Annotated in this window: 18 protein-coding genes; 12 read left to right on the top strand and 6 right to left on the bottom strand. The window is 72.8% G+C overall.

Annotation, left to right across the window (positions count from 1 at the left end; all coding sequences use genetic code 11):
• The first annotated feature begins 72 nt into the window (after window positions 1-72).
• The 4 genes from AC07CM_RS24885 to AC07CM_RS24900 all read left to right on the top strand — a co-directional run bounded on the left by AC07CM_RS24885 (window position 73) and on the right by AC07CM_RS24900 (window position 2,341).
• A complete protein-coding gene (locus AC07CM_RS24885) occupies window positions 73-729 on the top strand; it encodes a UdgX family uracil-DNA binding protein (protein ID WP_478878667.1) in 657 nt (218 codons plus the stop codon).
• A 36-nt stretch (window positions 730-765) separates the two neighbouring features.
• Window positions 766-1,290 carry an N-acetyltransferase family protein gene (locus AC07CM_RS24890; protein WP_478878668.1) on the top strand — a complete coding sequence of 175 codons (525 nt, stop codon included), beginning with the start codon at window positions 766-768 and terminating at the stop codon, window positions 1,288-1,290.
• A gap of 75 nt (window positions 1,291-1,365) precedes the next feature.
• Window positions 1,366-1,665 (top strand): DUF4229 domain-containing protein, encoded by a 300-nt coding sequence (locus AC07CM_RS24895; RefSeq protein WP_478878669.1) that lies wholly within the window; start codon window positions 1,366-1,368, stop codon window positions 1,663-1,665.
• A gap of 25 nt (window positions 1,666-1,690) precedes the next feature.
• A complete protein-coding gene (locus AC07CM_RS24900) occupies window positions 1,691-2,341 on the top strand; it encodes a TetR/AcrR family transcriptional regulator (protein WP_478878670.1) in 651 nt (216 codons plus the stop codon).
• Window positions 2,342-2,508: 167 nt separating this feature from the next.
• On the opposite strand, the gene AC07CM_RS24905 is transcribed toward AC07CM_RS24900, so the two are convergent.
• Window positions 2,509-3,384 carry a MaoC family dehydratase gene (locus tag AC07CM_RS24905; RefSeq protein ID WP_478878671.1) on the bottom strand — a complete coding sequence of 292 codons (876 nt, stop codon included), beginning with the start codon at window positions 3,382-3,384 and terminating at the stop codon, window positions 2,509-2,511.
• Complete coding sequence (locus tag AC07CM_RS24910; protein WP_478878672.1) at window positions 3,384-4,685, bottom strand: 3-oxoacyl-ACP reductase; 1,302 nt, start codon at window positions 4,683-4,685, stop codon at window positions 3,384-3,386. The genes AC07CM_RS24905 and AC07CM_RS24910 overlap by 1 nt, the downstream gene beginning before the upstream one ends.
• Before the next feature lie 91 nt (window positions 4,686-4,776).
• Between AC07CM_RS24910 and AC07CM_RS24915 the strand changes: the two genes are divergently transcribed.
• From AC07CM_RS24915 to AC07CM_RS24935, 5 genes are all read left to right on the top strand, one after another.
• Window positions 4,777-6,081 (top strand): acetyl-CoA C-acetyltransferase, encoded by a 1,305-nt coding sequence (locus AC07CM_RS24915; protein ID WP_478878673.1) that lies wholly within the window; start codon window positions 4,777-4,779, stop codon window positions 6,079-6,081.
• A 208-nt stretch (window positions 6,082-6,289) separates the two neighbouring features.
• On the top strand, window positions 6,290-8,233 hold the full coding sequence (locus AC07CM_RS24920) for an AMP-dependent synthetase/ligase (RefSeq protein ID WP_478878674.1): 1,944 nt from the start codon (window positions 6,290-6,292) through the stop codon (window positions 8,231-8,233).
• A 329-nt stretch (window positions 8,234-8,562) separates the two neighbouring features.
• The gene (locus AC07CM_RS24925) at window positions 8,563-9,381 is read left to right on the top strand and encodes an ATP-grasp domain-containing protein (protein ID WP_478878675.1); all 819 of its coding nucleotides are present in this window, start codon (window positions 8,563-8,565) and stop codon (window positions 9,379-9,381) included.
• Window positions 9,382-9,493: 112 nt separating this feature from the next.
• Complete coding sequence (locus tag AC07CM_RS24930) at window positions 9,494-10,288, top strand: AfsR/SARP family transcriptional regulator (RefSeq protein ID WP_478878676.1); 795 nt, start codon at window positions 9,494-9,496, stop codon at window positions 10,286-10,288.
• A 171-nt stretch (window positions 10,289-10,459) separates the two neighbouring features.
• Window positions 10,460-13,477: an AfsR/SARP family transcriptional regulator gene (locus tag AC07CM_RS24935; protein WP_478878677.1), complete on the top strand. Its 3,018-nt coding sequence runs from the start codon at window positions 10,460-10,462 to the stop codon at window positions 13,475-13,477.
• A gap of 134 nt (window positions 13,478-13,611) precedes the next feature.
• On the opposite strand, the gene AC07CM_RS24940 is transcribed toward AC07CM_RS24935, so the two are convergent.
• The 3 genes from AC07CM_RS24940 to AC07CM_RS24950 all read right to left on the bottom strand — a co-directional run bounded on the left by AC07CM_RS24940 (window position 13,612) and on the right by AC07CM_RS24950 (window position 15,485).
• Complete coding sequence (locus AC07CM_RS24940) at window positions 13,612-13,815, bottom strand: hypothetical protein (RefSeq protein ID WP_478878678.1); 204 nt, start codon at window positions 13,813-13,815, stop codon at window positions 13,612-13,614.
• A gap of 672 nt (window positions 13,816-14,487) precedes the next feature.
• On the bottom strand, window positions 14,488-14,802 hold the full coding sequence (locus AC07CM_RS24945) for an AzlD domain-containing protein (protein WP_478878679.1): 315 nt from the start codon (window positions 14,800-14,802) through the stop codon (window positions 14,488-14,490).
• Window positions 14,799-15,485, bottom strand: coding sequence for an AzlC family ABC transporter permease (locus tag AC07CM_RS24950; RefSeq protein ID WP_478878680.1), 687 nt, complete (start codon window positions 15,483-15,485; stop codon window positions 14,799-14,801). Before AC07CM_RS24950 ends, AC07CM_RS24945 begins: the two co-directional genes overlap by 4 nt.
• A gap of 69 nt (window positions 15,486-15,554) precedes the next feature.
• Here AC07CM_RS24950 and AC07CM_RS24955 point away from each other — a divergent pair, with 69 nt between their 5' ends.
• Window positions 15,555-16,118 carry a helix-turn-helix domain-containing protein gene (locus AC07CM_RS24955; protein WP_478878782.1) on the top strand — a complete coding sequence of 188 codons (564 nt, stop codon included), beginning with the start codon at window positions 15,555-15,557 and terminating at the stop codon, window positions 16,116-16,118.
• 114 nt (window positions 16,119-16,232) lie between these two features.
• Here AC07CM_RS24955 and AC07CM_RS24960 read toward each other — a convergent pair whose 3' ends face one another.
• Window positions 16,233-16,436, bottom strand: coding sequence for a cold-shock protein (locus AC07CM_RS24960; protein ID WP_003992177.1), 204 nt, complete (start codon window positions 16,434-16,436; stop codon window positions 16,233-16,235).
• A gap of 286 nt (window positions 16,437-16,722) precedes the next feature.
• Here AC07CM_RS24960 and AC07CM_RS24965 point away from each other — a divergent pair, with 286 nt between their 5' ends.
• Together AC07CM_RS24965 and AC07CM_RS24970 are read left to right on the top strand one after the other, a co-directional pair.
• Window positions 16,723-17,571, top strand: coding sequence for a menaquinone biosynthetic enzyme MqnA/MqnD family protein (locus tag AC07CM_RS24965; RefSeq protein ID WP_478878681.1), 849 nt, complete (start codon window positions 16,723-16,725; stop codon window positions 17,569-17,571).
• 48 nt (window positions 17,572-17,619) lie between these two features.
• Window positions 17,620-19,449, top strand: coding sequence for a serine/threonine-protein kinase (locus AC07CM_RS24970; protein WP_478878682.1), 1,830 nt, complete (start codon window positions 17,620-17,622; stop codon window positions 19,447-19,449).
• Window positions 19,450-19,471 lie beyond the last annotated feature (22 nt).

The raw sequence follows: 19,471 nt of genomic DNA on the forward strand, positions 1-19,471 counted from the left end.
TCCGCCCCCTGACCCCCGGCCTGCCGGGACACCCCTTCGTTCGCCGCCGCGGACGAGGGGTACCCGGCCGGCATGGCCACCACGAAGTCCCCCGAAGAGGACTACACGGCGGAGCCCTTCGTACCGGAGCACGGCGGTCTCACCGCCCTCCGCGAAGCCGCCGCGGGCTGCCGTGGCTGCCCCCTGCACGAGGCCGCCACCCAGACCGTGTTCGGGCAGGGTGCGGCGGACGCCCGGGTCATGCTCGTCGGCGAACAGCCCGGCGACCAGGAGGACCGTCAGGGCAAGCCGTTCGTCGGCCCCGCCGGGAAGCTGCTCGACCGAGCCCTCGCGGAGGCCGGCATCGACCCGGCGGACACGTACGTCACCAACGCGGTCAAGCACTTCAAGTTCACGCAGGCCGAGCCCCGCAAGCGCCGGATCCACAAGGCACCGAGCCTGCGGGAGACGACCGCGTGCGGCCCCTGGCTCGCGGCCGAGCTGGCGATCGTCGAGCCCGAGCTGATCGTGGTGCTCGGCGCCACCGCCGGCAAGGCGCTGCTCGGGTCGTCGTTCCGGGTCACGCAGGTGCGCGGGACCGTACTGGAGCGGGAGATCCACGGGCGGACGGAGCGCCTGGTGCCCACCGTGCATCCCTCGGCCGTGCTGCGGGCGGACGACCGTGAGCAGGCGTACCAGGGGCTGCTGTCGGACCTGAAGGTGGCTGAGCGAGCGCTCGGGCAAAGGTGACTGCACCAGCGCTCGAGTAATGGATACCATCCGTCCATGCCCCTTACCTTCACGCTTGACCCCGCCGTCACCCCTGCCCTGCGCGACGGCATACTCGACCTGTGGGCGGACGTCTCCGAAGCGGGCGGTGCCGTGGGCTTCGTCCCCCCGGTGACGCGCGAGGACATCCGGCCGGAGCTGGTGCGGCACATGGTGCAGATGGCCGAGGGCCGCACCCGGCTGCTCGTCGGGCGGGACGAGCGCGGCGAACCGGCCGCCGCCGCCTTCCTCACGCGCAACACGCACCGGCTGATGACCCACTGGCTGTGGCTGTACACGGTGATGGTCCACCCGAAGCACCAGGGCAGGGGCTACGGCCGTGACCTGCTCGCCGCCGCGGCCGACGCGGCCCGCGGCACCGAGGGGATCGAGGCGATACGGCTGACCTGCCGGGGCGGGCTCGGTCTGGAGCGGTTCTACGCCTCCTGCGGCTACAAGGAGGTCGGCCGGGTGCCCGGCGCCATCCGGGTCGCCCCCGACGACGACCGCGACGACGTCTTCATGCTGCTGCCGCTCCACTGACCCCGCTGCATGATCGCCCACGAGGCGTGCTTCACTGGACGTTGACCCTTTTTGGAATCGGACGAGTGGATTGAGATGCTCCGCTACACGCTGATGCGCCTCGGCATCTTCGCCGGCTGTCTCGTGGTCGTCTGGGGAGCCGTCTACTCCGGCATCTTCCCGCGCGGCTTCGGCAACTCCAACGGCCTCTGGGTCCTGCTGCTGGCCATGGTCCTCTCGGCGCCGATCAGCTGGGTGGTGCTGCGCAAGGAGCGGGACCGGGCCTCCGAGCGGATCGTCGGCAAGGTCGACCGGATGAAGGCCAACCTGGAGGCCAACCGCAGCCAGGAGGACGGTGCCGACGACACCGCACGGGCGCAGGGCCAGCCTTCCTGACCCGAGGGCCCAATAGGCTTGCCCCATGGGTGCCGTGAAGACCAAACGGATGCCGAGGGCGGTCCGTGAGCAGCAGATGCTCGACGCCGCCGTACAGATCTTCGGCCAACGCGGCTACATGGCTGCCTCGATGGACGAGATAGCGGAACTCGCCGGCGTCTCCAAGCCGTTGGTCTATCTGTACCTCAACTCGAAGGAAGACCTCTTCACGGCCTGCATCCGCCGCGAGGCCACCGCCCTGACGGAGGCCGTCCGCACCGGTGTCCGCCGTGACCTGCCCGCCGACCGTCAGCTGTGGGACGGGCTCCAGGCCTTCTTCGCGCACACCGCCGAGCACCCCGACGGCTGGTCCGTGCTGCACCTCCAGGCCCGCACGCACGGTGAGACCTTCGCCGCCGAGGTCACCGCGATGCGCGAGGAGATCGTCGCGTTCGTGACCCAGCTGATCGCGGCCGCCGCGCGCGAGGCGCACCGGGACCCCGACCTGCCCGAGCACGAGGTCGCCGGGCTCGCCGAGGCCCTGGTCGGCGCCGCCGAGTCCCTCGCCGCCTGGGCGAACGCCACTCCCGGTGTCACGGCCCGGCAGGCGGCGGCCACCCTGATGAACTTCGCCTGGGCCGGCCTGGCCAACCTGATGGAGGGCCAGGTGTGGACCCCGCCGACGGCAGAGGCCTAGCACCGTAGGGGTGCCCCGCGCGTCCGGTGCGGGCGGTTCGTGGCTGGTCGCGCCGTTACCCGCGCCCCTTGGACAGGCGAGCCGCAGCGTGCTCCATGGGCGCGGGGAACTGCGTGAACAACCCCCACGCACCCGCAACCCGGCAACGGCGTGACCTCTGAACGGCGCTACCCCCGAGCCGTGCCGGCCGGCGGACGCACCTCGCCGGACAGGTGAAGCCTCCCGTCCGAGCCCCGCAGGGAGAAGCGCCCGGCGCCGTCCGCCCCGTAGGTCACCGTCCCGGGCAACAGCACGGGCGCCCGGAACTCGGCCCGCACCACGGCGGAGCCGTTCGTGCCGTGGGCGGCCAGGCAGCGGGCCACCGTCCACATGCCGTGCGCGATGGCGCGCGGGAAGCCGAAGAGACGCGCGGTGAAGGGGTGCAGATGGATGGGGTTGCGGTCCCCCGACGCGGCGCCGTACCGGCGGCCGACGTCCTCGGCGATCCGCCACTCGGCCACCACGGGCAGCGGGACCGGTGGCCGCTCCTGCCGGGGCTCCCCGGGGGCGGCGGCGGTCCGGTGCCGGGCCAGATAGGTGCTGCGCGACTCCCATACGAGGTCCCCGCCGGCCCGCAGCTCCGTGACCACCGTGGCCTCGGTTCCGCGCCGGTGCGGGGCCAGTCCGTCGACGTGGACGGCGAGTTCGTACTGCCCGGCGGCCGGCAGGGCGGTGCGGCGGACGATCTCGATCGAGGTGTGGACCAGGCCGAGCAGCGGCAGTGGGAAGTCCGGGCCGCTCATCAGGCGCATGGCCAGCGGGAAGCCGAGGACGTGCGGGTAGGTGACGGGCAGCGCGTCCTCGCCGTCGACCGCGCCGGTGGCGAAGCCGCACACCCGCTCGTAGGCGGCCAGCCGGGCCAGGTCGACGCGCAGGCCGGGCAGCACCAGACGGGTGCGCGGGAAGTCCGCGTCCGGCGCGGGGCGCTTGAAGGGGGAGCGCAGGGCGCCCCGGGCCAGCAGCGGGGCCAGCGCGGGCGCGGAGGCCAGGGTGACGGCGGTCATCACGCCCCCAGCAGGCTCTGGCCGCAGACGCGGACGACCTGGCCGTTGACCGCCCCGGAGGCCGGGTGGGCGAGCCAGGCCGTGGTCTCGGCGACGTCGATCGGCAGCCCACCCTGTGCGAGGGAGTTCATCCGGCGGCCGGCCTCCCGGATGAACAGCGGGACCGCCGCGGTCATCTTCGTCTCGATGAAGCCGGGCGCGACCGCGTTGACGGTCACCCCGTGCTCGGCGAGCGCGCGCGGCGCGAGGGACCGTACGAGGCCCACGACACCGGCCTTGCTCGCACCGTAGTTGGTCTGGCCCGCGTTGCCCGCGAGTCCGGCGATGGAGGCGGTGGCCACGACCCGGCCGCCGGAGCGGAGGGCGCCCTTGGCGAGGAGGGCGTCGGTGGTGCGCAGCACGCTGCCGAGGTTCACCTCCAGGACCGAACTCCACCGGTCGGCGGGCATGTTGACCAGGCGGCGGTCGCGGGTGATGCCCGCGTTGTGGATCAGGACGTCCAGGCCGTCGGGGAGGGCGGCGGCGATCCGCGAGCCCGCGTCGTCGGCGGTGATGTCGAGGGGGAGAACGGTGCCGCCGAGCCGTTCGGCGACCCGGCGGGCGTCCGCCTCCGCCGCGGGCACGTCGAGGACGACGACATGGGCGCCGTCCCGGGCCAGCGTCTCGGCGACGGCCTCCCCGATGCCGCGCGCGGCACCGGTGACCAGGGCGGTGCGCCCGGCGAGTGGCCGCTCCCGGTCGGCGGGTGCGGGGATCGTGCCGGTACCGACCTCGATCACCTGCCCGCTGACGTAGGCGGACCTGGGGGAGAGCAGGAAGCGCAGGGTGGACTCGGCGGCGGTCGCGTCGGTCAGCCGGACCAGGTTGACGGTCCTGCCCCGGCCGATCTCCTTGCCGAGCGAGCGGGTGAAGCCCTCCAGGGCCTGCTGGGCGGCGCTCTGGTGGTGGTCGGCGGGGTCGAGCGGGGCGCCCAGCACCAGGACCCGGCCGCTCGGGGCGACGGAGCCCACGACGGGGTGCAGGGCCGCGTGCACCTCGGCGAGGGCGCCGACGTCCCGTACGCCGGTGGCGTCCAGGACGACGGCTGCGGGGACATTGCCGCCCGGGGTGAGGCCGGTGCGGGCGAGCACGGGGGCGAGATCGAGGGCCGACGTCCCGGCGGTGACCTGATGCAACTCACCCTTCGGGGAGGGCGCTTCGGCCGACCAGCGGCTCAGTCCGGCCGGCTGGGGCAGGCCCAGGCGCCGGGTGAGGAAACGGCCGGGTGCCGTGCCGGTGAAGCTCAGGTAGCGGTCGGCCATGTCCAACTCCCACGCGACTCGGTACGAAGTGCTTACTCTGGAGTAAGGTTACCGGAGGTAAGGCTATGTCACCGGTGAGGAGCAGGTCGAGATGAGTCCCCTTGAGCACCCTCGGGCCGCCGAGCCCGCCCGGGTCCGGCGGGTGGCGGTGATCGGCGGCACGCGCATCCCGTTCGCCCGCTCCGACGGCCCCTACGCCACCGCTTCCAACCAGGAGATGCTCACGGCGGCCCTGGACGGCCTGACCGAGCGGTACGGGCTCCAGGAGCCGGGCTCCGTCGGGGAGTTCGTCGCCGGTGCGGTCCTCAAGCACAGCCGGGACTTCAACCTGGCCCGCGAGACCGTCCTCGGCTCGCGGCTGGACCCGCGCACCCCCGCCTACGACATCCAGCAGGCCTGCGGCACCGGGCTCCAGGCCGTCGTCGCCGCCGCCAACAAGATCGCCCTCGGGCAGACCGAGTCGGCGGTGGCGGGCGGCGCCGACACCGCGAGCGACGCGCCGCTCGGGGTAAACGACCGGCTGCGCCGCATCCTGTTGGAGGCGAGGCGGGCCAAGTCCGCCGGTGCCCGCCTGAAGGCGCTGGCGAAGGTGCGTCCGGGGCATCTCGTCCCCGACGTCCCGCGCAACGCCGAGCCGCGCACCGGGTTGTCGATGGGTGAGCACGCGGCGGTCACGGCACGGGCTTGGGGCGTCACCCGCGAGGCGCAGGACGAACTGGCGGCGACGAGCCACCGGCGGCTGGCGGCGGCCTACGAACGGGGCTTCTTCGAGGATCTCGTGATCCCCTTCCGGGGACTGGAGCGGGACCAGAACCTGCGTCCGGACTCCACGCCGGAGAAACTGGCCGCGCTGAAGCCGGTGTTCGGCGTGCGGGACCCCGGGCCGACCATGACGGCGGGCAATTCGACACCGCTCACGGACGGGGCCGCGGTGGTCCTGCTGGCGAGCGAGGAGTGGGCGCGGGCACGGGGTCTGGAACCCCTCGCCCACCTGACGGCGTACGAGACGGCGGCCGTGGACTTCGTGCACGGTGACGTGGCGGACGGCGAGGACGGGCTTCTCATGGCACCGGCGTACGCGGTCCCGCGCCTGCTGGAGCGCACGGGCCTGGACCTGGCCGACTTCGACCTGATCGAGATCCACGAGGCCTTCGCCTCCCAGGTCCTGGCCACGCTCGCGGCCTGGGAGAAACGCGGGCTGGTGCCGGTGGACCGGGCCCGGCTGAACGTGGCCGGGTCTTCCCTGGCCACGGGGCACCCCTTCGCGGCGACCGGGGCGAGGATCGTCGCCACCCTCGCCAAGCTGCTGTCGGAACGGGAGGGCCCGAGCAGGGGGTTGATCTCCGTCTGCGCGGCGGGAGGCCAGGGTGTGACGGCGATCCTGGAGCGGAACTGAGCACCCCTCACATAACCCCTGAGGCTGCACATCCCCGGCTCCGGACCATTCCCGAACCCGCACAAGCCCCCCACAGCAGCCTCGTACGATCACCTGCCTGACCGGCGGTAACCCCTGTCCGCGGACCACTGCCGATGAACGCCTCGGCGCCCGAGGCACGTACGTCATGCAGCAAGAAGTGCACCGCTGCACGCCCGAGGAGCCGCCCGTGTCCACCCCGTACCCGAACGTCCCCGTCTCCTCCGGCGCCACCGTCTCGGCCACCGACTACGACGGCCGCCCGGTCCTCGTGGAACCCGAGACCCGCCGGCTGGACGGCGCCGTACGGGAGGCGTACGTACCGCCCTTCGCCGCCACGGTGCGGCACGGCTCGCTCGCCGACCTGCCCTTCGACAACGCCGAGGCGGACCCACGCGCGGCCGTGCTCAGCCGCAGACTGGACGACGGCCGCTGGACGGACGTGACCGCGGCGGACTTCGCCGAGCAGGTCCTCGCGGTGGCGAAGGGGCTGATCGCGGAGGGGATGGTGCCCGGCGACCGTATCGCCGTGATGGCCCGCACGACGTACGAGTGGACCCTGCTCGACTTCGCCGCCTGGGCGGCCGGCCTCGTCACGGTCCCCATCTACCCCACGTCCTCCGTCTTCCAGACCCGTTGGATCCTGCACGACTCCGGGGCGGTCGCCCTGGTGACCGAGACCGCCGGCCAGGCCGCCGCCATCGGCCCCGAGCTGGAGCGCATGCCGGACCTCAGGCACCTGTGGGTGATGGAGAAGGGACATGTGGAACGGCTGGGCGAGCTGGGCGCCCAGGTGCCGGACGGGGAAGTGGGCGTACGCCGGGGCATGCTCGGCCCGGACACCCTCGCCACGCTCATCTACACCTCGGGCACCACCGGCCGCCCCAAGGGCTGCGCCCTCTCGCACGGCAACTTCTTCGCCGAGGTCGACAACGCCATCGAACTCCTCCACCCGATCTTCAAGGCGAAGTCGAGCGAGGACGTCTCGGTGCTGCTGTTCCTGCCGATGTCCCACGTCTTCGGACGGATGGTCGCGATCGCGTGCGTGCGCGCCAGGGTCCGGCTCGGGCACGCGCCCAGCCTGAAGGCGGAGGACCTGCTGGCCGACCTCGCCGCCTTCCGGCCGACCTGCCTGCTGACCATCCCGTACATCCTGGAGAAGGTCTTCAACTCCGCGCGTGCCAAGGCGGAGGCGGGTGGCCGGGTGGCCGCGTTCGACCGGGCGACCCAGGTGGCCGTGCGGTACGGCGAGGCGCTGGAGGCCCACCAGACCGGCACCGGCAGTGGCCCCAACCGAGCTCTGAGGACGACCCGTTCGTTCTACGACCCGCTCGTCTACCGGCGCATCCGCAACGCCATGGGCGGCAGGGTCAAGTACGCCATCTGCGGCGGCTCCCCGCTCGGCCGCCGCCTGGCCGCCTTCTACGCCGGCGCCGGCATCGAGATCTTCGAGGGCTACGGCCTGACGGAGACCACCGGCGCCTCGACGGTCACCCCGCCGCTCAAGCCCCGCCTCGGCACGGTCGGCTGGCCGCTGCCCGGCACCCGGGTGCGGATCGCGGCGGACGGCGAGATCCTGCTCGCCGGCGAACATGTGCTGCGCGGCTACTGGGACCCGCAGGCGGGCGGAGTCGTGCCCGCGACCCGGGACGGCTGGCTGCCCACCGGCGACCTCGGCGAACTGGACGACGAGGGCTATCTGACCATCACCGGCCGCAAGAAGGAGCTGCTGATCACGGCGGGCGGCAAGTCGGTGGCGCCCGCTCCGATGGAGAACTGGCTGCGCCAGCACCCGCTGATCTCCCAGTGCATGCTCGTCGGCGACGGCCGCCCCTACGTCGCCGCCCTCGTCACCCTCGACCCGGACGGCATCACCCACTGGCGCCAGATGAACGGCAAGCACCCGGTGCCGCCGGAACTGCTCGTCGCGGACCCGGAGTTGGCCGCCGTGCTGCAGCGGGCGATGGACGAGGCCAACAGGCTGGTGTCCCGGCCCGAGTCCATCCGCCGGTTTGCCGTACTGCCGGTGGACTTCACCGAGCAGGCAGGCCATCTGACCCCCTCGATGAAGCTCAGGCGGCAGCAGATCATGCGCGACTTCGCACCGGAGGTGGAGAGCCTCTACGACCGCTGAGCCGGCCGACACCCGCTCCCCCCAGTCGCCGGCCCGGGCCTTCTTGGACACCGTCGCCGAACGTTTCGCGTCGTTCCCGATGGGCCGAAACAGCCGGACAGAGGGGTAAACCGGCTGTTCTGTATTTGCCGTGAATCCGCCCGCGGCAAGTGCCGGGGAGCGGGTAGCGTAGGAGGGATACCGCCGTCCACCGGCTTGTGACCCACGCGGAAGAAGTGAGCGTCTTGGGCGAACGCCTCCACCTCGGGACCCGGCCGGGACCGGATCGGGAACGCCCCCTCGTAGCCTGCCTTTCCACCCTCGCCGACTCCGTCATCACGAGCAGAGGTATGAAAGAAGACAACGACGTCCGCCGGATCTTCCTGCTCAACCCGGACCAGCGCCTCCTTCGCGAGGCCGCGCACGCAGGTGTCCAAGTGCGCTCGGTCCGGGTCGACGCCACGGACGAGTCGGCGCTGCGCGCACCGCTTCGGGAAGCCGCCGAGGCCGGACTGTGCGTCAACCCCGCCCGCGCCCTCAGGGTGCTGTCCGACCCCGCGGCCGTGCAACGCCTGGTCCGCGACAACCGGCTCTCGCCCGGCGGCACCCAGGTGAAAGGCGTTGACCTGCGGCTGACCGTGGAGACGCTGAGCGTGCACGGGATGCACCAGGCCGTCGGGATCACCGCCCTGACCCCCTACGGTCTGCTCCACCCGGCCCCGCTCACCGACGACACGGCCGCCGAGGTGCGCGCCGTGGTGACCGCGCTGCTGGATCTGACCGGATACCAGTACGGCCCGGCCCACACGAGCGTCGCCGTCACCCCGCGCGGCCCGGTGATCACCGGCTGCCGGGCGGGACTCGGGGACGACCCGGTGCCGGAACTGGTCAAGGTGGCCGGCGGGTTCGACCTCGCGGCAGCGGCCATCGAGGTGCTCGCCGGACGGCTGGTCGACGCGGTGCGCCCGAACCGGTTCGCCGCCGCCGCCCTGCTGAGCCCGCCGTGGCGGATGAAGAGCACCGAGGTGGGGATACTGCCGCACGTCCGGCACGTCTCGCCGCCCGGTGCGCTGCGCCCGGGACACCTCGTCGTGCACGCCGACTCGCCCGAGGGCGCGGCGCGGCGGGTGGCCTCCCTGCGGGCGATGGTGGTCGGCGAGGACCTCTGACCCCTGACCGGGAACGGATCGGGAACGATCCGGTACGGGGTGACCGCACTGTTGATACGTCGCCGGAAGAAGGACGACGACGCCAGCGACATCAACGGGAGGCGGAGTCAGGATGCTGAAGTTCTCGATCCTCGGGGCACTGCAGATCCGTGCCGTGTCCGGTCCTGCGGAGATCTCCGGCGACCTGCAGCGCACCCTGGTGCAGACCCTGCTGATCAGTGAGGGTCAGCCGGTGTCCGGGGAGAGCCTGGTCGAGGAGATGTGGGGCGAGGCCGTACCGGACAACCAGGCCAACGCCCTGCAGGCCCACGTCAGCCGGCTGCGCCGCAAACTGCGCAGCCTGGAGCCGGGCCGCGGCGGGCCCCGGGTGACCATTCACCCCTCCGGCTACCGGCTCGTCGTGGCCGACGGAGAACTGGACGCGGGCGAGTTCGTCAGGGCCGTACGTCAGGCCGAGTCGGCCGCGCCGGACGACGCGGCCCGCACCGCGCGGCTGCTCGGCGACGCGCTCGCGCTGTGGCGCGGCCCCGTCTTCGGCGGGTTCGCCGGCGGAACGCTGTGTCAACTGGCGGGCGCCCGCTACGAGGAGTACCGGATGCGGGCCATGGAGCTGCGCTTCGACGCCGAGCTGCGCGTCGGCCACCATGCGTCGGTGCTCGCGGAGTTGGCCGAGGCACACACCAACCACCCGCTGCGCGAGCGCTTCTGCGAGCAGCTGATGATCGCCCTGTACTGCTCGGGACGGCAGGCCGACGCCCTCGACGTCTTCCGCCGGATGCGCCGGCACCTCGACGACGAGCTCGGAATCCAGCCATCCCCCGCGCTGCGCCAGGTGGAGAGCGCCATTCTCTGCCATGACCCGGCCCTGGCCGCCGATGTGCGCTCCACCCTCCTCCAGCTCGCGTGAAAAGGGTTAGTTTTGGGCGCGAACCGAGGCGCACCGCGGGTAACGTGAAGTTACCTTCCAGCGTGGCTTGTTCGGGGTACAACCTAGGATTGTCCCGAACATCTCGGGCTGGGCAACGCGACGGGGCGGGGGGACGGGTTCGTGGAGTCGGCGGCATCCGGTCGGCCTGTCGTGCGCTTCAACATCCTCGGCTCGTTGGAAGGCTGGCACGGCGAACACCGGCTGAGGCTCGGCAGTCCCACCCAGGAACGCGTCCTCGTCACGCTCTTATTGGAGCCCGGGCGGATGGTGCCGGTGTCCCGGCTGGTGGCCGCCGCCTGGGACGACGAACCGCCGCAGACCGCCGGCCACCAGATCCGCAAGGCCGTCGCCGCGCTGCGCACCCGCATCCCGGGCGGCGGCTCACTGATCGTCACCGACGGCGCCGGATACCGGGCCGTCCTGGCGGAGGACCAGCTGGACCTGCACGAGTTCGGCCGGCGCTCGGCCGAGGCACGGCAGGCGGTGGCCGCCGGGCGGCCCGCCGAGGCCGTCGGGCATCTGCGGTCCTGTCTGGACCTGTGGCGCGGCCCGGTGATGGCCGACACCGGCGGCGCGGTGATCTCCGCGGCCTCCGCCGCTCTCGAGGAACGGCACATGGCGGTCGCCGAGCAGTACTTCGAGCTGCAGCTCGAACTCGGGCAGTCGACCGAGCTCATCGGCGCTCTACGCGAGTTGGTGACCGCGCACCCGCTGCGGGAGACCCTGCGCGGACGGCTGATGCTGGCCCTGTACCGGGCGGGCCGGCAGGCGGAGGCACTGGAGGAGTTCGGCCGGGTGCGGGAACTGCTCGTGGAGGAACTGGGCATCGACCCGGGCGCCGAGCTGACCCGGCTGTACGAGGCCATCCTGCGCGACAGCCCCGAGGTGGCGCCCCGTGTGCCACAGTCCGTGTCCGACCGTGCCGCCCTCCTCGTACCGGCCCCGCTCGTGCAGCCGGACCGGTCCGAGCCCGCGCCCTGCACCCTGCCGTACGACCTGCCGGACTTCACCGGCCGGGACGAGGAGCTGGCGCGGCTGCTGGAGGTGGGCCGGGATCCGGCCGGCGGCAGCACCCGGATCGTCGGCGTGGACGGCATGGGCGGCAGCGGCAAGACCGCCCTCGCCGTGCACGCCGCCCATCTGCTCGCCGCCGACTACCCCGACGGGCAGCTCTTCGTCGACCTGCGCGGTTTCAGCCCCGGTGAGAAGGCACAGGAGCCGGGGGCGGTCCTGCACTCCCTGCTGCGCACCGTCGGCATTCCGGACGACCGGATACCGGACGACCTGGAGCGGCGTACCACCCTCTGGAGAACCGTTTCCGCCCAGCGAAAGCTCCTGCTCCTCCTCGACAACGCCGCCGACGCCGCCCAGATACGGCCCCTGCTGCCCGCCTCCGAGGACTGCCTGGCCATCCTCACCAGCCGGGTCCGCATGCTCGAACTCGACGGCGCCGAGTGGCTCTCCCTAGGCCTGCTCTCGGCCGACGACAGCACCACCCTGCTCACCCGCATGCTGGGCACCGACCGCACCGCCGCCGAACCCCAGGCCGTCGCCCACCTCACCCGGCTGTGCTGCGGCCTGCCCCTCGCCCTGCGCATCACCACCGCCCGGCTGCGCAACCGGCCCCGCTGGACCGTCCAGTACCTGGTCGACCGGCTCGCCGACGAGACCCGGCGGCTGCGCGAACTGAGCGCCGGGGAACGCAGCGTCGAGGCCACGCTCAGGCTGTCGTACCAGGCGATGGAGGAGGACCGGCGCGTCGCGTTCCGGCTGCTCGGCCTGCACCCCGGCAGCGCCATCGACGTCCACTCGGCCGCCGCGCTGCTCGGCACCGACGTCCACGACGCCGAGGACACCCTGGAGAACCTGCTCGACGCCCATCTGCTGGAACAGCACGAGGCGGGGCTGTACGGGTTCCACGATCTGGTGCGGACCTACGCGATGAGCGTGCGGGAGGCGGAGGACGACGAGGTCGCCGCCGTCGAGCGGCTGGTGGCGTACTACACGCTGGCCACGGACCATGCCTGCGAGATGCTCTTCCCCGGGCGTGAGCGCTTCGGCGAACCGGTCGAGCGGATAGCGTCCGAACTGCCCCGGCTGGACGGGGAGGAGCGAGCGCTGCGCTGGTTCGACCGGGAACACGACGCGCTGCTCGCGGCCGTCACGCAGGCGGGTGCCGAGGGCCTGCACCGCACCGCCGCCCTCCTCGCCCGCAATGTGCTGTTCTACCTCCACCTGCGCGGACACTACGAGGAGTTCCGGGTCGTCAACACGATCGCGGTCGCCGCCTGCCGGCAGCTCGGCGACCCGGTGCTGCTGAGACTCAGCCTGTCCAACCTGGCCGTGGGGCACTGGTGGCTCGGCAACTTCCACGACGGCATCACCACCGCGCAGGAGGCCCTGGAGCTGGTCGGCAGCAATGATCCGCGCACCGAGGCGTTCTGCATCGACGTGCTCGGGCTGCTGCACGGGGCCCTCGGCAACTTCGACGAGGCCCGGCGGCACCTGACCCAGGGCATCGCACTGCACCGGGAGTCCGGCACGACCCGTGCGGAGGCTGAGGCGCTGGTCAACCTCAGCACGGTGCAGACCTGGGCGGGGCACTACGCCGAGGGCGTACGGCACGCGGCGCGGGCCACCGAGCTGAACCGCCGCCTCGGCGAGCGCAACCACGAGATCTCCTCACTGGCCTGGCTGGCCCTGGCCCACCTCGGCAGCGGCGAAGACGAGCGGGCGCGTGCCTGTCTGTCCCAGGCCCTCGAACTGTGCGACGAGTCCCGCCAGCCCGGGAACGTCGCCTTCGTCCTCGCGCACTGGGCCCGGGTCTGCCAGCGCCTCGGCGAGGTGCGTTCGGCCGCGGAACACGCCGAGCGGGCTCTGGACCTGGTCTCCGCCGAGGGCACCGTTCTGCGCCAGGCGACCGTCGCGAACGTGGTGGGGCTGGTCCACCTGCGCGGCGGCGCGCCGGACCGGGCGATGGAACTGCACCGCCGCGCCCACGAGCTGGCCTCCCGCCTCGGCTACCGCATCGAGATCGCCCGGGCCCTGCACGGCATGGCGGAGGCGGCGGGGGTGCTGGGCGACGAACCGGCGGCACGCCGGCACCTGCTGGCGGCCGAGACCCTGTACGACTCGATGGGAGTGACGGAGGCGGGGCGTCGCCCGTAGGCGGCCGACTCGTGAGCGGCGGAACCCATGGGTGCCGGCGCTCGTGCGAGCGCTCATACGGGACGGCACCGACGGGGTGTGAGCCCGGCCGGTGCCGCCGATGCGCGGTGCGCGGTCCGTGGGATGCGCAACGGTCAGAAGTGGACGGCCATCGGGTCGCGGTCGTCCGCCAGAGCCGGTCCGGAGGGCGCCTGATGTCCCGAGAGGCCGGGGGCGATGTGCACCAGGGTGTCCTGCACACCGGTCGACGGAACGGTCGCTGCGGCGCCGAGCGCCAGAACGCCCGAGCCGGCGAGCGCGGCCAGCACCGTCTTCGTACGCAGAGCGATGGTGCGCATAGGACTAACCCCCAGGAAGAGACGGATCGTGATCCGGTCGCCGGGCCTCTCCCCGACGCCGCTGCCGATGCTCTTGGGCCGCGATCCCCATGCCGTCCCCGCTGGTTCCCGGACCGGGTCGGTCCACCGGTACTCCTGGTTTCAACCGCCCGGGAGGCCCGGGACCAGGGCCTTTCTTCCGGATCAGACCGGCTCGGAGCGGCTGCGCCGTCTGCCCGACCCCGGCAAGATCCGAAAGACGGGCCCCAGGCGGGATTCCGCGCGAACAGACGGGCGTGCGGGGTCGGTTCGCCGAGGTGCTCGCGGGCTCGCGCACCGTCCGGGAGCCGAGGACGAAGCCGGCGTCCGCGAGCGGCTCGGCGAGCTGCCCGGACCGGCCCCGGGTGGAAGTCCAGCGCCACCGGGTGGCCCAGGGGGCGGTCCAGGCGGCGGGTGTGCACGCCGGGCCGGAAGGCGAGCAGGAGATGGCCGTCGGGCGCCAGGACCCGGCGAAACTCGGCGAAGAGCGCCGGCAGTCGCTCCACAGGGGTGTGGATGCTCGAGTGCCAGGAGACGACACCGGACGGTCAGCCGCCGTTCGGGCCGGGGGTGGTGGGGGCGGCGGTCGTGCCGGGAGCCGTGTGGGCGGCCGTTACGCGCAGGGACCGTGGCCGGGGGTCCGACAGCCCTGCGTCATGCCACCCCCGCCAGCCGCAGCACCGCCGTGGTGGCCGCCGCGCCCAGAACCACCACCGCGAAGGGCGCCCGCCGCCAGGCCAGAACCCCGCCCGCCAGCACCCCGGCCGGCCGGGCCCAGCCCGCGAAGCCGCCGCCCTCGGTCAGGGCGCCAGTGGCCAGCAGCGCGACGAGCAGGACGACCGCCCCCGCCGACGCCAGCTCCTGCACCCGGGCCGGGACCGTCACCCGGCCGTGCAGCAGGGGGCCCACCAGACGGAAGGCGTAGGTGCCGACCGCGAGGGCCAGGATCACGGCCACCGTGGCGTTCATACGGCGGCCTCCGCGGGACGGCGGTGCAGGAACAGCCCGGCGAGCGCGAGCAGTACCGGCACCCCGGCCGGCACCGCCGGCGTGACGGCCAGGGCCAGGGCGGCGCCGAGCAGGGCGCAGCGCCGTACCGCCGCGTCGGCCCGCAGGGCGGGCAGGACCAGGGCCACCAGGACGGCCGGGAAGGCGGCGTCGAGGCCGTAACGGGCGGTGTCGCCCAGCGCGCTTCCGGCGAGCGCGCCCGCCAGCACGCCCGTGTTCCACACGGCGAACAGGCCGAGCCCGGAGATCCAGAACGCCCTGCGCCGCCGTTCCGGATCGGGCTGGGCGAGGGCGAAGGCGACCGTCTCGTCGGTGACCAGATGCGCACCGAGAAAACGGGTCGTGCGACCGGTACCGATGATGTCGGCGACGGCCAGACTGAAGGCCGCCGTGCGGGTGTTGAGCAGCAGTCCGGTGGCCGCGGCGGCCAGCGGCCCGCCCCCGGCGAGCAGCACCCCGACCGCGCTGAACTGGGCCGACCCCGCGTACACCACCAGCGACATCAGCACCGGCACCCACACCGGCAGCCCGCCCGCCACGGAGACCGCACCGAAGGACGCGCCGACGATGCCGCCGGCCAGCCAGACCAGGGAGCTGTCCCGGACCAGCGAGCCGGTCTCGGGTGTTCGAAGCAGCGAACGCATGTTTTCTACAATGGACAGCGGACGCCCTGTCCGTCAAGCCGAACGATCGTACCGATGGAGCGAACGACCATGGCCGAGGCACCCGACCGGCTCCCGATGGAGTGGATCGCCGCGTCACTCAAGCGCGAGCGCGCCCGCACCGGGCTGTCCCTGTCCGAGCTGGCCAAGCGCGCGGGCATCGCGAAGTCCACGCTGTCCCAGCTGGAGGCGGCGAGCGGGAACCCGAGCGTGGAGACGATCTGGGCGCTGGGGGTCGCGCTGGGGGTCCCCTTCAGCGCGCTGGTCGAACCGCCGACGCCGAGCGTCCAGGTGATCCGGGCGGGCCAGGGCCCGGCGGTCGCCTCGGAGCAGGCCACCTACGCCGGCACCCTGCTGTCGGCGAGTCCTCCCGGTGCCCGGCGGGACATCTACCAGATCCGCGCGGAGCCCGGCTCGGCGCGCGCGGCCGAGCCGCACATTCCGGGCACGGTCGAGCATCTGATCGTCGGTACGGGACGGGTGAAGGCGGGACCGGCGGGAGAGGAAGTCGAACTCGATCCCGGCGATTACATGACCTATCGGGGGGATGTGGCTCACTCGTACGAGGCGCTGGAGCCGGGCACGACCTTCGTCCTTGTCATGCAGCACACGTAGAGAATTCGCCGAGAATTCACAACGCGGAGTGGGCCGGAAAAGGCAGGAGCCCCGTCGCCGGACGGCGCGGGGCTCCTTGGGTACTGCACTCAGGTTCTGCGATCAGGCAGATGCTCAGACGGGGGTGACGTTCTCCGCCTGCGGACCCTTCGGGCCCTGCGTCACGTCAAAGCTCACCTGCTGGTTCTCCTCGAGGGAGCGGAAGCCGGAGGCGTTGATCGCGGAGTAGTGAACGAAGACGTCGGGGCCGCCGCCCTCCTGGGCGATGAAGCCAAAGCCCTTTTCGGCGTTGAACCACTTCACGGTTCCGGTAGCCATAAGCCCTCCTTGGGCTCAAAAGGGTTGCCCTGCTCCAGAACCTGCAAGTGCGAAACAGTGCTGCACAACTGCATTCGTCTGAAAACGACGAGAGCCCGCGGTCACATGCTCCGCAGGCTCTGTACTGCAAGGGAAACCAAACTGCAACTTGCGGCGAGCCTAGCACGCAGGCAGCCGAAAGCAATAGAGGGCAAGATCACTTCACCCGAATGTTTGAACCCCGGATGGGTGTGTTGACGGTGGGGCCGGTCCGAGCACGGTACAGCACGGGGTCTAGTCTCGCGATGTGGACAATTCTCGCACCCGGCCGCGCGTCGGCCACATCCAGTTCCTGAACTGCCTGCCCCTCTACTGGGGGCTCGCGAGAACCGGCACGCTTCTCGACTTCGAGCTGACCAAGGACACCCCGGAGAAGCTCAGCGAGCAGCTCGTGCGCGGCGACCTCGACATCGGGCCCGTCACCCTCGTGGAGTTCCTGCGCAACGCCGACGATCTGGTCGCCTTCCCGGACATCGCCGTCGGCTGCGACGGCCCCGTGATGTCCTGCGTGATCGTCTCGCAGGTCCCGCTGGACCAGCTGGACGGCGCCCGGGTCGCGCTCGGCTCGACCTCGCGCACCTCGGTCCGCCTCGCCCAGCTCCTGCTGGCCGAGCGGTACGGCGTGCGGCCCGACTACTACACCTGCCCGCCCGACCTCGGCCTGATGATGCAGGAGGCGGACGCCGCCGTGCTCATCGGCGACGCGGCCCTGCGCGCCAACCTGCACTACGGGCCCAAGCTCGGCCTGGACGTGCACGACCTCGGAGCCATGTGGAAGGAGTGGACCGGCCTGCCGTTCGTCTTCGCGGTCTGGGCGGCCCGGCGCGACTACCTGGAGCGCGAGCCGGCCCTCACCCGTCAGGTCCACGAGGCCTTCCTCTCCTCCCGCAACCTCTCCCTGGAGGAGGTCGGCAAGGTCGCCGAACAGGCCTCGCGCTGGGAGGCCTTCGACGAGGCGACCCTGGAGCAGTACTTCACCACCCTCGACTTCAGCTTCGGCGAGCCGCAGCTGGCCGCGGTCACCGAGTTCGCCCGCCGAGTCGGCCCGACGACAGGCTTCCCGGCGGACGTGAAGGTGGATCTGCTCCAGCCGTAGTCACTACGCTGCGAGCAGTTGGGCGTACCGGGGGGAGAGGTGGACGCCATGCAGCCGCTCGGAGCCGACGAACCGGCCGCCGTCGGGCCCTACCGGCTGCTCGGCCGGCTCGGCTCCGGCGGCATGGGCCGCGTCTACCTCGGCCGCAGCGCGGGCGGCCGCACGGTGGCCGTGAAGATCGTGCACCCGCACTTCGCGCTCGACGAGGAGTTCCGCGCCCGCTTCCGGCGCGAGGTGGAGGCCGCCCGCCGGGTCGGCGGCGCCTGGACGGCGCCGGTCCTCGACGCCGACCCGGAGGCCGCCGTGCCCTGGGTCGCCACCGCCTACGCCGCCGGGCCCTCGCTCGCCGCGGCCGTCACGGACGGCGGCCCGCTGCCCGCGCACACCGTACGGGCCCTGGGCGCGGGCCTCGCCGAGGCCCTGACGGCGGTGCACGAACTGGGCCTCGTCCACCGGGACGTGAAGCCCTCCAACGTCCTGCTGACCCTGGACGGACCGCTCCTCATCGACTTCGGCATCGCCCGGGCCACGGACGGCACGGCGTCCCTGACGTCGACCGGCGTCTCCGTCGGCTCGCCCGGCTACATGTCCCCCGAACAGATCCTCGGCAAGGGGGTCACCGGGGCGGCCGACATCTTCTCCCTGGGTGCGGTGCTGGCCTATGCGGCGACCGGTGAGCCCCCGTTCCCCGGCGACTCCTCGGCCGCGCTGCTCTACAAGGTCGTTCACGAGGAGCCGGAACTGGGCTCGCTGACCGGCGACTTGCGGGAAGCGGCGGCTGCCTGCCTGGCGAAGGACCCGGCGGCCCGTCCGGCCCCCGCCGAGCTGGCCCGCCGGCTCGCCCCCGAGGGCGCCGCCCGGCTGGTCGCCGGTGGCTGGCTGCCGGGCCCGCTGGTGGAACAGGTCAGCCGAAGCGCCGTACACCTGCTCAACCTGGACACGACGGAGACGGCGCCGTCCGGTCCGGTGGAGTTCAGCAGTCCTTCGGTGGGCGGGACTTCGGGCGTCGCCTCGGGGGAGTTCGGGCCGGCTCCGGTGATGACTCCGCCCGGGTTTCCGGCGGTCGCGTCCGGGACGCCTGCCGTGCCCGGGACGCCTGCCGTGCCGTCCGGGGCTCCTGCCGTGCCGTCGGGTGCGCCGACCGTATCCCCGGGTGTTCCGGCCGGGCGGTCCGGCACTCCGGGCGCGGACCCGACCGTCGTGCCCGGGGCGCGGGACGCGGTGCCCGGTCCCGGCAAGGTCAGCGTGAGCGTGGCGGCGACCTCCGTGCCGGGGGAGAGCGGGCGCGGGCGGCGGGTGAGCTGCACCGTCGCGCTGGCCGTCGCGGGAGCGCTGGCCGTCGTGTCCCTGGGGCTCGGGACTCTGCTGCGCCCGTGGGCCGGCGGTGACCACGACACGGCGGGCGGCGCACCGTCCGCCTCCCACTCGGCCACGGCGTCGCAGCCGGCCGACGGCTACTCCGAGGAGCCGGACCCCACGCAGGGCGCGGAGTCCCCGGCGCCCACCCGGACCGACAGCCCGGCCGGCGCGATCCCCGCCCGCTACCTCGGCACCTGGGAGGGCCAGGCGACCGGGCTCGGCGGCAGCCTGCCCATGGGCACCTTCCGGCTCACCGTCCACCAGGCGCGTGTCGGCCGGGAGTTGGGGCGGCTGAAGCAGACCGACCAGCTCGGAGCCGTCTGCACCGACATCCTCACGCTGAAGAAGGTGACGAAGACGGGCGTCGTGGCGACCTCGGTGGGCGCCGCGGACAACCACGCCGGCTGCAACCCCACGCCGCATCCGGTCCAGTTGACGCCGGTGGGCGACGACCTCCGTTACTCCTCCGACAGTGCGGCCGAGGGCAACCCGGTCGCGCGGATGTCGAAGGCCGACTAGTCCACGGCCCCGCGCACGGCCC

Source organism: Streptomyces sp. NPDC044061, from assembly GCF_056434305.1.

Coding starts and splice junctions, on each gene's coding strand:
- AC07CM_RS24885 (WP_478878667.1), top strand. CDS start 73: ATGGCCACCACGAAGTCCCCCGAAGAGGACTACACGGCGGAGCCCTTC.
- AC07CM_RS24890 (WP_478878668.1), top strand. CDS start 766: ATGCCCCTTACCTTCACGCTTGACCCCGCCGTCACCCCTGCCCTGCGC.
- AC07CM_RS24895 (WP_478878669.1), top strand. CDS start 1,366: ATGCTCCGCTACACGCTGATGCGCCTCGGCATCTTCGCCGGCTGTCTC.
- AC07CM_RS24900 (WP_478878670.1), top strand. CDS start 1,691: ATGGGTGCCGTGAAGACCAAACGGATGCCGAGGGCGGTCCGTGAGCAG.
- AC07CM_RS24905 (WP_478878671.1), bottom strand. CDS start 3,384: ATGACCGCCGTCACCCTGGCCTCCGCGCCCGCGCTGGCCCCGCTGCTG.
- AC07CM_RS24910 (WP_478878672.1), bottom strand. CDS start 4,685: ATGGCCGACCGCTACCTGAGCTTCACCGGCACGGCACCCGGCCGTTTC.
- AC07CM_RS24915 (WP_478878673.1), top strand. CDS start 4,777: ATGAGTCCCCTTGAGCACCCTCGGGCCGCCGAGCCCGCCCGGGTCCGG.
- AC07CM_RS24925 (WP_478878675.1), top strand. CDS start 8,563: ATGAAAGAAGACAACGACGTCCGCCGGATCTTCCTGCTCAACCCGGAC.
- AC07CM_RS24930 (WP_478878676.1), top strand. CDS start 9,494: ATGCTGAAGTTCTCGATCCTCGGGGCACTGCAGATCCGTGCCGTGTCC.
- AC07CM_RS24940 (WP_478878678.1), bottom strand. CDS start 13,815: ATGCGCACCATCGCTCTGCGTACGAAGACGGTGCTGGCCGCGCTCGCC.
- AC07CM_RS24945 (WP_478878679.1), bottom strand. CDS start 14,802: ATGAACGCCACGGTGGCCGTGATCCTGGCCCTCGCGGTCGGCACCTAC.
- AC07CM_RS24950 (WP_478878680.1), bottom strand. CDS start 15,485: ATGCGTTCGCTGCTTCGAACACCCGAGACCGGCTCGCTGGTCCGGGAC.
- AC07CM_RS24955 (WP_478878782.1), top strand. CDS start 15,555: ATGGCCGAGGCACCCGACCGGCTCCCGATGGAGTGGATCGCCGCGTCA.
- AC07CM_RS24960 (WP_003992177.1), bottom strand. CDS start 16,436: ATGGCTACCGGAACCGTGAAGTGGTTCAACGCCGAAAAGGGCTTTGGC.
- AC07CM_RS24970 (WP_478878682.1), top strand. CDS start 17,620: ATGCAGCCGCTCGGAGCCGACGAACCGGCCGCCGTCGGGCCCTACCGG.